The organism is Tolypothrix sp. VBCCA 56010, from assembly GCF_050875635.1.
In the GTDB taxonomy this organism is placed as follows: domain Bacteria; phylum Cyanobacteriota; class Cyanobacteriia; order Cyanobacteriales; family Nostocaceae; genus Hassallia.
Window position 1 is genome coordinate 26,644 of record NZ_JBPAOH010000001.1, and the last position, 13,094, is coordinate 39,737.

Annotated in this window: 13 protein-coding genes; 8 read left to right on the forward strand and 5 right to left on the reverse strand. The window is 43.4% G+C overall.

Annotation, left to right across the window (positions count from 1 at the left end; translation table 11 throughout):
* The first annotated feature begins 10 nt into the window (after positions 1 to 10).
* The 4 genes from mreC to ribD all read left to right on the forward strand — a co-directional run bounded on the left by mreC (position 11) and on the right by ribD (position 2,981).
* Positions 11 to 823 (forward strand): rod shape-determining protein MreC, encoded by an 813-nt coding sequence (mreC, locus tag AABK37_RS00105; protein WP_432549594.1) that lies wholly within the window; start codon positions 11 to 13, stop codon positions 821 to 823.
* Between the two features lie 39 nt (positions 824 to 862).
* The gene (mreD, locus tag AABK37_RS00110) at positions 863 to 1,507 is read left to right on the forward strand and encodes a rod shape-determining protein MreD (protein ID WP_039748179.1); all 645 of its coding nucleotides are present in this window, start codon (positions 863 to 865) and stop codon (positions 1,505 to 1,507) included.
* Between the two features lie 120 nt (positions 1,508 to 1,627).
* On the forward strand, positions 1,628 to 1,900 hold the full coding sequence (locus AABK37_RS00115; protein WP_432549595.1) for a hypothetical protein: 273 nt from the start codon (positions 1,628 to 1,630) through the stop codon (positions 1,898 to 1,900).
* Complete coding sequence (ribD, locus tag AABK37_RS00120) at positions 1,887 to 2,981, forward strand: bifunctional diaminohydroxyphosphoribosylaminopyrimidine deaminase/5-amino-6-(5-phosphoribosylamino)uracil reductase RibD (RefSeq protein ID WP_432549596.1); 1,095 nt, start codon at positions 1,887 to 1,889, stop codon at positions 2,979 to 2,981. The genes AABK37_RS00115 and ribD overlap by 14 nt, the downstream gene beginning before the upstream one ends.
* Positions 2,982 to 3,104: 123 nt before the next feature.
* Here the strand turns inward: ribD and AABK37_RS00125 are convergent, their stop codons facing one another.
* On the reverse strand, positions 3,105 to 3,326 hold the full coding sequence (locus tag AABK37_RS00125) for a hypothetical protein (RefSeq protein ID WP_029634178.1): 222 nt from the start codon (positions 3,324 to 3,326) through the stop codon (positions 3,105 to 3,107).
* A 716-nt stretch (positions 3,327 to 4,042) separates the two neighbouring features.
* Here AABK37_RS00125 and AABK37_RS00130 point away from each other — a divergent pair.
* Positions 4,043 to 4,390, forward strand: coding sequence for a hypothetical protein (locus AABK37_RS00130; RefSeq protein ID WP_039748176.1), 348 nt, complete (start codon positions 4,043 to 4,045; stop codon positions 4,388 to 4,390).
* Here the strand turns inward: AABK37_RS00130 and AABK37_RS00135 are convergent.
* Positions 4,387 to 4,998, reverse strand: coding sequence for a hypothetical protein (locus tag AABK37_RS00135; protein WP_432549597.1), 612 nt, complete (start codon positions 4,996 to 4,998; stop codon positions 4,387 to 4,389). The two genes, AABK37_RS00130 and AABK37_RS00135, sit on opposite strands and share 4 nt — an antisense overlap.
* Before the next feature lie 322 nt (positions 4,999 to 5,320).
* Between AABK37_RS00135 and AABK37_RS00140 the strand changes: the two genes are divergently transcribed.
* Positions 5,321 to 7,717, forward strand: coding sequence for a CHAT domain-containing protein (locus AABK37_RS00140; protein WP_432549598.1), 2,397 nt, complete (start codon positions 5,321 to 5,323; stop codon positions 7,715 to 7,717).
* 559 nt (positions 7,718 to 8,276) lie between these two features.
* On the opposite strand, the gene AABK37_RS00145 is transcribed toward AABK37_RS00140, so the two are convergent.
* The 3 genes from AABK37_RS00145 to AABK37_RS00155 form a co-directional block, all read right to left on the reverse strand.
* Positions 8,277 to 9,305 carry a zinc-dependent alcohol dehydrogenase gene (locus AABK37_RS00145; RefSeq protein ID WP_432549691.1) on the reverse strand — a complete coding sequence of 343 codons (1,029 nt, stop codon included), beginning with the start codon at positions 9,303 to 9,305 and terminating at the stop codon, positions 8,277 to 8,279.
* Between the two features lie 141 nt (positions 9,306 to 9,446).
* On the reverse strand, positions 9,447 to 9,632 hold the full coding sequence (locus AABK37_RS00150) for a hypothetical protein (RefSeq protein ID WP_432549599.1): 186 nt from the start codon (positions 9,630 to 9,632) through the stop codon (positions 9,447 to 9,449).
* Between the two features lie 58 nt (positions 9,633 to 9,690).
* Positions 9,691 to 10,758 carry a glycosyltransferase family 4 protein gene (locus AABK37_RS00155; RefSeq protein WP_432549600.1) on the reverse strand — a complete coding sequence of 356 codons (1,068 nt, stop codon included), beginning with the start codon at positions 10,756 to 10,758 and terminating at the stop codon, positions 9,691 to 9,693.
* Between the two features lie 357 nt (positions 10,759 to 11,115).
* On the opposite strand from AABK37_RS00155, the gene xth reads away from it, so the two are divergent.
* Together xth and AABK37_RS00165 are read left to right on the forward strand one after the other, a co-directional pair.
* Complete coding sequence (gene xth, locus AABK37_RS00160; protein ID WP_432549601.1) at positions 11,116 to 11,925, forward strand: exodeoxyribonuclease III; 810 nt, start codon at positions 11,116 to 11,118, stop codon at positions 11,923 to 11,925.
* 231 nt (positions 11,926 to 12,156) lie between these two features.
* Complete coding sequence (locus tag AABK37_RS00165; protein WP_432549602.1) at positions 12,157 to 13,032, forward strand: SDR family oxidoreductase; 876 nt, start codon at positions 12,157 to 12,159, stop codon at positions 13,030 to 13,032.
* Positions 13,033 to 13,094 lie beyond the last annotated feature (62 nt).

Genomic DNA, 13,094 nt, shown 5'->3' on the forward strand with positions numbered 1-13,094 from the left:
AAAGGTATATATGTTTACTTCGCGTCGCTGGTGGGAGCGGAAAGGATTACAAATCGGGCTGCTAGGTTTAGTAGTTGGTGGCGCTTGGATGCTTCGACAAACTCAAGGCGGTCTTCTGCTGGGTATGTATGAAGAAATGACCCGTCCGTTGCAAATGTTGCACACAGGTCCAACTCAAGAAGAACGTGTTAAGGATGCGCGGGTGTTGGAGTTGAAAACGCGCATAGAAGATTTGGAAAGGCAAAATAAAAAGCTCAAAGACTTACTCGGTTACGTTGAAAAAGAACCACCAGCAGCCCGCCCAATTGCGGCGCGGGTAGTAGGACGCGGTGCCGACCATTGGTGGCAACAAGTAACTATCAATCGCGGTAGCCGTGCCGGAATACAAGAAGGTTACATTGTCAAGGCTGAGGGTGGATTGGTAGGCTTGGTAGAAAAAGTTACTGACAATTCCAGCCGCGTGTTGTTAATTAGCGACCTCAAGAGCCAAGTAGGTGTAACAATTAGCCGCACTGGAGCTAAAGGCGTTTTGCGTGGAGATGCTTCTGCTGATGGTGTGTTGGAATTTTATGAAAAAGTTCCCAATGTCAAGCCTGGAGATTTAGTTTCTACATCTAATTACAGTCAGAAGTTTCCTTCTGGCTTGGCGGTAGGACGAGTAAAATCTCTGAATTTAAAGAAACTCCCAGCATCAGTGGCAACAATAGAACTTTCCTCGTCAATTCGGTCTTTGGATTGGGTAACTGTATCTCCCAAGCCGGAAAACCAAACGCCGGAAATTCAACAGCCAGCAAAACCTGCCACAAATCAAAAGCCGCAATAGTCTAATAAAATTTTCCCAAATATATTAAAAATAAAAATAATGAAAATTCCTGCATTAGGTCGCAGCAGGCAGCAAAAGCCAAAGTCGCCAGAGCGAAAATCGCCATCAAAATCGCAATCGAAACCGCCATCGAAACCGAAAATTAAGCCTGTTTCTCAATGGAATCCCCAGTTGCGTCAAGTGCTAGATTTGACGGTGACGGTTGGGTCTGTACTGTTATGTTTGATGATGTTGCCTACCCGCCTTCCTGGTATGGAATTATTGGGAATTGCACCTAACTGGCTATTGATTTGGGTAGTATCTTGGAGCGTAAAGCGCACGGTTTTTCAAGGAGCATTAGCAGGTATAGTTTTGGGGCTGCTTCAAGATGCCATGACATCGCCCAACCCCAGTCATGCTATTAGTTTGGGGATAGTGGGAATGATTACTGGTTTCATGCAGAAACAGCGTTTTATCCAAGAAGACTTTATTTCTATTGCCTTAATTGTCTTTGGAATGACAGTTTTAGAAGAAACTATTTTTGCGTCGTTATTAACTTGGATGGGCGATCGCAATGTCCAAGACATCTGGACATATTACCAAAAAGTCGCCCTTGCCTCTGCTATTCTCAGTAGTCTCTGGGCACCTGTGCTTTATTATCCCTTAAATAGATGGTGGCAGCAGATAAAATTGGCACAGTCATGAGGGGAATGGGGAATGGGTAATTGGGCATGGGGCAATGGGCATGGGGCATGGGGAATAGAAAATGGGGAATGGGACGCTAAGATGCTTGGACGCTTGGACGCTTGAAAAAAATTATTACCAATGACGGCAGGTGCCTCAACGGAACGGCAGTCGCTACAACGCGGGGAACCCGCGCAACGCGCTGCCTTGGGAACCTCCGCACGGCACTGCCTCCCCAATGCCCCATGCCCAATGCCCAATTACCCATTACCTTTTTCCCAATTACCAATTACCAATTCTCCAGTGGTCGATCAACCAAATGCATTCGTAGACGATTACAGTGAAGAAAATGCACTTTTAGTAAAGTCGGCAGTTGGTTTTGAATTCACACTTGCAGAAAATGGTGGGAAATGACTTTGACTCGCGCATGATGCAGCGGTGTTTGTCACTTGCCCGTCGCGCTACCGGACGCACTTCGCCAAATCCTTTAGTGGGAGCGGTAATTGTCAAAGATGGCGAGATTGTCGGGGAGGGATTTCATCCTCGTGCTGGCGAACCTCATGCGGAAGTTTTTGCCCTGAAAGCAGCTGGCGATCGCGCTCGTGGAGCGACAATTTATGTCAGCCTAGAACCTTGCAATCACTACGGACGCACTCCGCCTTGTTCGGAAGCGTTAATTGCCGCTGGGGTGGCAAAAGTGGTGGTGGGGATGGTTGACCCCAATCCCCTGGTTGCGGGGGGTGGCATTGCCCGTTTACGCGCCGCTGGGATAGAAGTTGTGGCAGGGGTGGATGAAGTTGCTTGCCAAAAGCTAAATGAAGGTTTTGTTCATCGTATTCTCTACAAACGACCTTTGGGCATTTTGAAATATGCCATGACTTTAGATGGCAAAATTGCTACCAGCGCCGGTCACAGTGCTTGGGTAACAAACCGAGATGCCCGCAATGAAGTACATCAACTGCGGGAAGCTTGCGATGCTGTAATTGTCGGTGGTAATACAGTGCGACAGGATAATCCTTATTTAACCAGCCATCAAGAGGGGGCAAATAATCCTTTGCGGGTGGTGATGAGTCGCAGTCTGAGATTGCCAGAAAATGCTCACTTGTGGGAAACTTCGGAAGCTCCCACTTTGGTGTTAACAGAAGTAGATGCTAACCCTGATGTTAAAGAATTGTTGCGAAAACAGGGAGTAGAGGTGCTGGAACTAACTCCACTCACGCCAGATAAGGTAATGGCTTATCTGTATGAGCGGGGTTTTTGCAGCGTTTTGTGGGAGTGTGGTGGAATGCTAGCAGCCAGTGCGATCGCTCAAGGTGCTATACAAAAAATTCTTGCCTTTATCGCTCCGAAAATCATTGGTGGTAACAATGCACCCACACCTGTGGGTGACTTAGGCTTCACCACTATGACTGAGGCTTTGCCTTTAGAACGTGTTAGTTGGCGTGTAGTAGGTTCCGACTGCTTGGTAGAAGGTTATTTGCCGCGAAAAAGTTAATAGTGGTTAGTTATTAGTTGATGGTTGTTGGTTGATGGTTGTTGGTTGTTAGTTGCTAATTACTATCGACTATCGACTAACCACTAACAACCAACCACTAACCACGAATCAATCATGATTGTCTTAGCCGTAACATTGTCGGTCATGAGCGATGTCACGAATCAGGCTTAACCTGGCTTGAATGTAGTCACAGAGAAAATCGGTTTCGTTACAATCTAACAATGCTTGCGTTTTGGTTTGTTTGACTAACCATTGCACCAAGCTAGCATCGTCTAGTTGCAAGAGGGTCTTGGAATGGGCTGTTTCAACCACAGTCCAAAGCTGACGCATAATCGTAGGAGTCATCAGACCTCAATTTAATCATTAGCTTAGTTCTTTTAAGCGTACCAATTCCGGCAATATATTGGGGCATGAGCGTACAAGCCGACACAAGTATTATCAAAAACTTAATAATCGGATTTATAACTTGATGAAGTTTCAGAATCAGCAATGCCCTGACTTTAACTTAATCGTAACTAGGTAGATTAATAAAAATTAACATCATTCATAGGGCATAGGTCATAGGGCATAGGGCATCGGGCATCGGGCATCGGGCATCGGGCAGAAAAGAAAAGTAAGTTAAATTTATTGATGCTCGCCTACTTAATTAGATAATCACTCTTTTCATAAAGTTAAAAACTTAAAAATTAATAAAAATATTTTGTTTCAAGCCTTTCGCGATGAAAGAACTTAACTTAATTGCAATATGGCAAGATATTAAGTAGCCTCGAAGTTCCTGCGTTTTCCCAACAGGCATAGGACTTACGCAAAAACTCTCTTAAACCCTATGAACCTTCTCCTTCACCAGACGCCAAGGGCGAACGTGTCCTTCTCCTTCAAAGACGCGAAGCGCGAACGTGTCTTTGTGGTTCGTCCCGTCCGTGAAAGAGTGCGTAAGTCCTAAGGAATATAAAGCTCTGTTTTAAGCGTACCTATTTGAAACATGAGAAAAAAGTAAAGTTGACAGTAGCGACTTTTAGCGCGATCGCCTTCTATGTGCGCTTCAATGGTACTCTGTAAAAATGAATTACGAAACTGCTCGCAAATTGCTTATTGACCAGGCAATAACAACTGAGGAAAACTCAGATGCCCTGTTAATGCGGATGCAACACGGAAAACCACCTGTACCTGGTCACGTTACTTCGATTTTATTGGCGTTGAAAGTGGTTTTTGAAGAACTCAAGGATGCTACAATTATAGAGAGGGAACTAGCTAACTCGCTGTATCAATTAAGCATCAAAAGTCAACAGTTGTTTGCAGCGGGGCGTAAAGCTGGAATTGAATGGCCCCCGCTGCTAAAAGAAGACTTGCTGCGAATTACAATCGCTGTTGAAAGTATCTTTTCTGGCGATTGGCAAACTCTACACTAACGATTTCGCAATTCGGCTTCCAACTTGTCTAAATCGCTTTTGAGCAAAACTGTCATCTGACCGGTGAAGGCTTTACCTTCTTTGGGTTGAGCAACTTCTACCCAGTATGCGTAGCGATCGCCTACACGCAATTCTCCCTGTAAAGCTTCTCTAATAGGGGTTTTCGCCAAACGCGCATTATTTATCGCACTCTCATTCGGATACTCATATATCACCTGAGCGCGATTAAAATCTTGATAAATATCTAACCCATAAATCACCCGCAACGATTCTTGCAACCGTTGAGCCGTAATCCCGTTAATTGCATCATACATCGCAATCCGTTCGGTGCGTATTCTGCTGCGGTCTTTGGTAAAACCGACTTTCCCAGGTGGCAGCACCGATGCTTGAAAAGTAAATCGCTGTGCTGCTGTATCAGTCTTTTGAATCAAAAAGCGCTCTCCACGGCTGGGACGAAGTGTAGAATTAGCTTTAATCCAAGTGCCGACTTCTTCTGTACTTTGCCCTGGTAAAGCATTAACTTTGGAATCAGAAAGGATTCCCAGGCAAATTAAGTAAACTACAGAACACGGTACAATCAGAAAATTCAGTATAGATTTTTTTAGCATTTTTTCTTTTTGGGATTAAATGGTGATTTTCCCTCCATAGAGGGTGTAATCATAGTTTTCCCTTTTTTGCAGAAATAAATGCTGACTTCGGCAGAGAAATCGCCTTTGTTGTCCTGGATGTAGAGACGGCGATTTATCGCGTCTCAAGACGATTTATCGCGTCTCTAGGGTTTCGGGTAACGTACAGAAAAGACGTAGAGACGTTCCGGCAAAACGTCTCTACAAGGGTTTCGGGCAACGCATAATTAAATTCGGTTGATGTCTATTGCATTAACCACATTTTTATAGATCGCTTTACCAACCTTTGTGCAGAATTATTCATATGATGCGTTTCCATAATTTGGGATTGAGTGCGTTTGTTTGTCTGTTGGTGGTTTTCTCGACTTCTTGGGTTCCTAATTTATCGATGGTATTTACAGCGTCGCAGGTATTGGCGCAAACAGTAAATCAACAAAAAGCCGAAGCAGATAAATTGTTGCAGCAAGGTATTCAGCAGGCTAAAACCAGTCAATTTACAGCAGCAATACAGTCTTGGCAACAAGCACTAATTATTTATCGGGAGATAAAAGACCGTAAAGGTGAGGGTGCTGCACTGGGAAATTTCGGTGTTGCCTACGATTCCTTGGGAGACTACCCCAAAGCAATTGAGTACCATCAACAAAGTTTAAAAATTGCACGAGAAATTAAACACCGTCAAGGTGAGGGCAATGCACTGGGAAATCTCGGTATTGCCTACAATTCCTTGGGAGACTACCCCGAAGCGATTAAGTACCAACAACAAAGATTGGCGATCGCACGAGAAATTAAAGACCGTCAAAGTGAGGGTGCTGCACTGGGAAATCTCGGTGTTGCCTACTATTTTTTGGGAGACTACCCCAAAGCGATTGAGTACCAACAACAACTCTTAGTGATCGCACGGGAAATTAAAGACCGTCAAAGTGAGGGCAATGCACTGGGAAATCTCGGTGTTACCTACGATTCCTTGGAAGACTACCCCAAAGCGATTGAGTACCAACAACAACTCTTGGCAATCGCACGAGAAATTAAAGACCGTCAAAGTGAGGGTGGTGTACTGGGAAATCTTGGTGTTACCTACGATTCCTTGGGAGACTACCCCAAAGCGATTGAGTACCATCAAGAAAGCTTGGCGATCGCACGAGAAATTAAAGACCGTCAAAGTGAGGGTAAGGCACTGGGAAATCTCGGTCTTGCCTACAAAGGCTTGGGAGACTATCCCAAAGCGATTGAGTACCAACAACAACACTTGGTGATCGCACGAGAAATTAAAGACCGTCAAAGTGAGGCACACTCTTTAAACAATCTAGGAGTTGCATTGTACAAATCTGGTAATCTCTTTGCAGCAGAGAAAACCCTGTACGAGGGAATTAAGATTTATGAATCTCTCCGAGATAAAAAATTAGATGATACCAATAAAGTTTCAATTTTTGAGACGCAAAGACGCATCTACAACACTTTACAAAAAGTCCTCATCGCCCAAAATAAAAGTGATGCAGCTCTGGAAATTGCTGAACGCGGTCGCGCTAGGGCGTTTGTCGAGTTAATATCATCTCGCTTGGCTAATGGTAACACAGAGGCGAAATCGCCCGAACCACCAACAATTGCCCAGATGAAACAAATTGCCAAGGCGCAAAATGCCACTTTGGTGCAATATTCGATTGTTTACGATGACTTCAAACTAGCAGGTAAACCACAAGTCCAAGAATCACAACTATATATTTGGGTAATCAAACCTACAGGTGAAGTCAAATTTCACCCAGTTGACCTCAAACCCCTGTGGCAACAACAAAATACTTCTCTAGAAACTGTAGTTGATAGTATCCGCAAAACTAGCCCGGTGGAATGGAATAAACCGTTAAAGCAACTACATCAAATCCTAATCAAACCTATTGCTTCCGAATTACCTAAAGATCCTAACGCTCATGTCATCTTCATTCCCCAACAATCGTTATTCCGGGTTCCGTTCCCAGCTTTGCAAGACGACAAAGGCAAATACCTCATCGAGCAACATACTATCCTGACAGCTCCCTCGATTCAAGTTTTGCAACTAACTCGTCAGCAACGAAAGTTAGCGTCTGGAAAGGATTTCTTAATTGTGGGTAATCCGACTATGCCCAGTGTATCTAATAAAATTGGTGAACCACCGACTCAGTTAGATCCTTTACCAGAAGCAGAAAATGAGGCTACTGAAATTGCTAATCTCTTCAAAACCAAAGCGATTATCGGCAAAGATGCCACCAAGGTAAATATTGTACAGCAAATGTCCAAAGCGCGAATTATTCATTTAGCAACCCACGGACAGGTAGATGATAACCAAGCTCTGGGAAGTTGGATTGCTTTGGCTCCCTCAGGAAAAGACAATGGTTTACTAACCGCTGCGGAAATCTTTGATTTTAAATTTAAATTGAAAGCTGAACTGCTAGTTCTCAGCGCTTGTGAAGGTGGACGAGGAAGAGTTACAGGGGATGGGGTTATCGGATTGTCTCGTTCCTTGATTTATGCTGGAGTACCCAGTCTAATTGTTTCCCTATGGACAGTTCCAGATGATTCGACCAAGTTGCTGATGACTGAATTTTACAAAAATCTCCAGCACAATCCTGATAAAGCCCAAGCTTTGCGTCAGGCTATGCTGAAAACAAGTCAAGAGTATTCTCGACCGCTAAACTGGGCTGCGTTTACATTAATTGGTGAAGCTGAATAAAAGGAGGGGGAAAGTCAATAGCGTAGTCAATAGCGTAGTGGCGTGGCTTGGCTAAATGTGTGCATTATCGGTGCTTGCCCGAATTCAATAAACGACTGCCCAAATTCAATAAACGACTGCCCAAATTCAATAAACGACTGCCCAAATTCAATAAACGACTGCCCAAATTCAATAAACGACTGCCCAAATTCGATAAACGACTGCCCAAATTCAATAAACGACTGCCCAAATTCGATAAACGACTGCCCAAATTCAATAAACGACTGCCCAAATTCGATAAACGACAGGATCTTGGTGTTGGATTACCCAAATATGAGGATAAATGGGAGATTTGGTTAGATATTAAGTTACAGTTACTTACCCTCAACCTACAAATTTTTTTTGCAACATTTTAGGCTTGTCACGCTAGTAGGGTGCGTTATAACGTACCGCTGACGCGGAACCCGTTCGCGCAGCGTCTCCGAAAGGAGAAGGGTAGTTTAACGCACCATTAACGATCGCAGGTGCGTTACCGCGAAGCGGTAACGCACCCTACTTACGGAATCATTGCTACTATAGTTTAGGGAATCATCGCTACTTTAATTACTTTACGTGCTTTCATATCACAAAATACTTGTTCTAAATCTTTCAAAGGACGCTGTTCGCTAATAAGTAACTCAAAGGGAATTTTTCGACTTGCGATGAGTGATAAAGCTTCCCGCACAAACTTCGGAGTGTTGTGAAATACGCCTTTGAGTGTAAGCTCGCTGTAATGTAACTGTTCTGTATTGACAGTAATTGTCGTATCTCGCGGACAACCACCGAATAAGTTGACAGTAGCACCAGGACGAGCGCAGGCGATCGCACTTTCCCAAACACTCGGTACACCAGTCGCTTCTATCACCACATCTGCACCCCACCCATCGGTAAGTTCTTTCACTAAACTGGGAATATCTGCTATTTGACGATAATTAAAAGTCTTTACTGCACCCAGCTTTTTCCCAATTTCTAGCCGAGTATCGTTACCACCCAACAGAAACACCTCAGCAGCGCAATCATACGCTAACTTGGCGACGAACATCAAGCCGATCGCTCCATCTCCCAATACGACTACTTTATCCCCAGCTTTCACATTAGAACGCGCTACCCCGTGCAATACACAAGCTAAAGGTTCCGTCATCGCTGCCAATTCATCGGGCAAATCTTCCGGAATCGGCAATAAATTATGCTGTACAATCGCTGCGGGAATTTTCAAGTACTCCGCAAAAGTGCCATTATTCCAAGTTAGATTTGGGCAAAGCGAATATTCTTGACGTTGACAAAAAAAGCATTTCATGCATGGGGCAGAATTATTAGCGACTACGCGATCGCCTATTTTCCAACCCGTAACACCTGCACCATTAGCGACAATTCGTCCAGCTGCCTCATGACCAAACAAAGTCGGAGGCTTAAGCATCTTAGCATGACCGCCGCGCCGCCAAACTTTCAAATCCGTGCCACAAGTTGTCGCACATCCCACAAGGATTACGACTTCACCCTTACCAGGAGTAGGATCGGCAACTGACTCTAAGCGTAAATCTTCCTGACCATAAAGCAATGCTGCTAACACAGCCAAAACCCATTAATTACCTTGACCTGATTTTACCAGGTGAGTGTCCACCAAACCCGACTTCTTGTCTGTGAAACCCGACTTATTAAAGAAGTCGGGTTTCTAAAGGAACTTTGAACTTTAAGAATCAGTCTGGGTAATTTAAGAATTGACTGCTGGAGGAGTAAGCACTCCTGTGGTTCTGGTTTCTTTGTTAGTCGAGCGAGAAACTGTTAGCTGTGGAACTTCTTGACGACAAGATTGACAAAACCAGTATAATTCACCTTGACGGACATGACGTAGCAGGGAAGCACCGCAACACGGACAGGTGTTGGCTCTCATACTCATACGAATGTCCTCCTTGACAAAAAATCGTTGTTTGTTTTAAGTAGAAAAAAAGCGTTAATTAAAAGCGGATATTGCCGACACGAACGCGCCCGTTAGAATGAATACGGTCTTGAATTATTTTTTCATAAACCGCTTCGTAGCCGTTAACCATTTGGCTAACACTAAAGTTGTTTTCTACGTATTCTCGGCAAGTTTGACGACTAAATTCTAAAGCAGATTTAATCGTTGCCGCCATTTCATCATAACTTTGGCAAACCATACCTGTAACGCCTTGGGCGATCACTTCCGGTACGGAACCTAAGTTGATGGCAATTACTGGTGTTCCAGTAGCCATTGATTCAATCATTACTAAACCAAAAGGTTCGCTCCAGCTAATGGGGAAAAGCGTAATAGTAGCATTGCCCAGAAGTTCAGCTTTTTCGGCGTGGTTGATTTCACCGAGGTATTCAATTTGCTGACCATCGATTTCTGTAGCTATTTCTTGTTCAAAAAACTTAGAGTCTACTAAATCGACTTTTCCAGCCATTTTCAGACGCCAACCTGTTTTTTTAGCTATGGCGATCGCATGTTGCGGTCCCTTTTCTGGTGAAAAGCGTCCTAAGAATGCTAAATATGGCGGTTCTTCAGGTTTGGCGACAAAAGGATAATCTGCCGGATTAATTCCGTTGTATACTGTGCCGACGTAGTTCAGATCGATTTGACGCTGCGCGTTACTAATGCTGACGTATGCTTGCTTTTGATGGTGAGAAAATACATTACGGTTGTCGTTCGTAAATTTACCATGCAAAGTATGAACTGTGGGTGTGGATACCAAACTCGCTAAAGGTAATGCCGAAATCCCTACATGGGAATGGATGATGTCAAATTCCGCTGCATTTTGGTAAACTTGGCTGAGTTCGAGCGTTTCATACACGCCATAATCTTTGACATTCGGGTCTAAGCGCAATGCACGCGGATAAACTGCTTTTAAATCAGCTAACGTTTGTGAATCACCAGAAGCGAACAAAGTTACATCATGACCTCGACGCACTAGTTCATCAGTCAATCGACTCACTACCAACTCAATTCCTCCATAACTTGGAGGTGGAACTTGTTCCCACAAGGGGGCTACTTGAGCGATTTTCATTTCTTTGTTTTGCTTGTTTTGTTAAAAAATTCCTCACATCAGACACTTAAATATTATGACGTAGAGCATTTCTACTTAAGCGCTTGCAATTTAAATTAACCTTATTTACTCCCCAGACCAAAATATCGGTTAACCGTACTTGGAAAATACAATTAACTAATTAAATACTATTACCACACAGCTATCAGGCTACCTCATATCTATCCTACAGGGTAATTCTAAATACTTTCATCTATCTTCGGGTTCATATATTTATTAAGATATTTTGTAGTTGAAAATACTAAATTTTTGTTTGAAATGAATTTTTGTTGACTAAAACTAACTTAATAAATCTTGATAAATCACAACTTTAAAAAAATGAAAATAGCTACTTGGAATGTCAACTCAATTCGTACTCGTTTAGAACACGTTGTTAATTGGTTGAGTGAAAATTTGGTTGATGTGCTGTGCTTACAAGAAACCAAAGTTGTAGATAGTAACTTTCCGCGATCGCCTTTTGAGGAATTAGGCTATCATCTGTATACATCAGGGCAAAAAGCTTACAACGGTGTAGCTCTGATTAGTCGCGAACCGCTTACAGATGTAAGTACTGGTTTTACGTCAATTTTGGCGGATATAGAGCCAACTTGGGATGAGTCCAAGCGGGTGATTACAGGTGTAAATAATGGCATTCGCATCGTTAATCTTTACGTTCCCAATGGTTCAGCCGTAGGCAGCGAAAAATATGAATATAAGCTTGAATGGTTAAAATTGCTCTTAGAGTATTTGCGATGTCTGACGACAAGCCCCTCCGGGTCTACGCTCTTATCATCCCAACCAACAATCTGCGTGTGTGGCGACTTTAATATAGCCTTAGAGCCGGAAGATATTCATGAAGGCGTAATTGCGGAAAATCATATCATGTCATCTCCACAGGAACGTCAAGCCTTACGAAACATTCTCGCCTTAGGATTTTCTGATGCCTTTCGTAAATTTACCACAGAAGGCGGACATTATAGCTGGTGGGACTATCGCGCTGCCGCTTTTCGCCGTAACTTAGGTTGGCGAATCGATCATCATTATTTAACGGAAGCTTTGTACGAGCGTGCAGTCAGCTGCACCATTGACATAGAACCGAGAAAATTACCTCAACCCAGCGACCATACACCCGTCATTGTTGAATTTTAGATTTTAGGATGTGGGTAGTGGGAGCGTGGATAGTCGATAGTGGTTAGTGGGGCATGGGGCATGGGGCATGGAAAGAATCGTATTTATTCACCCACTCGCTTTCAAAGAACTTCTTTAATTCCCAATTCCCAATTCCCAATGCCCAATGCCCAATGCCCATTGACAACCAACAACTAACAACTAACAACACTCCACCCAACCACCAACACCCAACACATAATTCAAATTTATATGTTTCTGGTCACTGGAGCAACAGGAGATATTGGTCGCAGAGTCGTGCGACTACTACGTACACAAGATATGTCCGTCAGGTCATTTGTCCGTCTCACATCGCGTTACAGCGAGTTAGAACACCGAGGATCTGACATCTTCATCGGCGATTTGCAAGAAGAAAAAGATATCCAGAAAGCTTGTCAGGGCGTACAGTATATTATCAGCGCCCACGGTTCTGGTAGCAATGCCTTATCCCTGGACTACCGAGCGAATATTGAATTAATCGATCAAGCAAAAGCCAATAAAGTAGAACACTTTGTCTTTATTTCCGTACTGGGTGTTGACCGAGGGTATGAAGATGCTCCGGTTTTCAAAGCAAAACGAGCAGTAGAGCGCTATTTACAAGCCAGTGGTTTAAATTACACTATTTTACGCCCAGCTGGATTAGCATCAAATTTGCTGCCATTAGCAGAACGGTTTCGGGAAACGGGACTTTATTTGCTTATTGGCGACCCGAAAAACCGTACTTCAATTGTAAGTACAGATGATTTAGCAAAAATCGTAGTAGATTCTGTGACAGTTTCAGCTGCTCGTAACAAAATTTTACCAGTTGGGGGACCGTCCATTTTATTGCGAGGAGATATTCCTCGGATTTTTGGTCGCATCTTCAACAAAGAGCCAGTATTGATTAACCCACCACTTTTGCTAGTTGATGGGTTACGGGGTGCATTAGGTTTGTTTAATTCCGAAGGACAAAAAGCTTTGGGAACCTTTCGTACATTGCTAGCGAATGAATTTTTCTGTAAAACTGAGGAAATTGCCAATTTAGAGGCGATTTACAATTTTAAGCTAGAAAGCTTGGAAAGTTTTATCAAGCGTTATTTAGCAGTTTAACTGGTTAGTTGTTAGTGGATAGTTGATAGTTGATAGTTGATAGTGGATAGTAGATAGTGGGA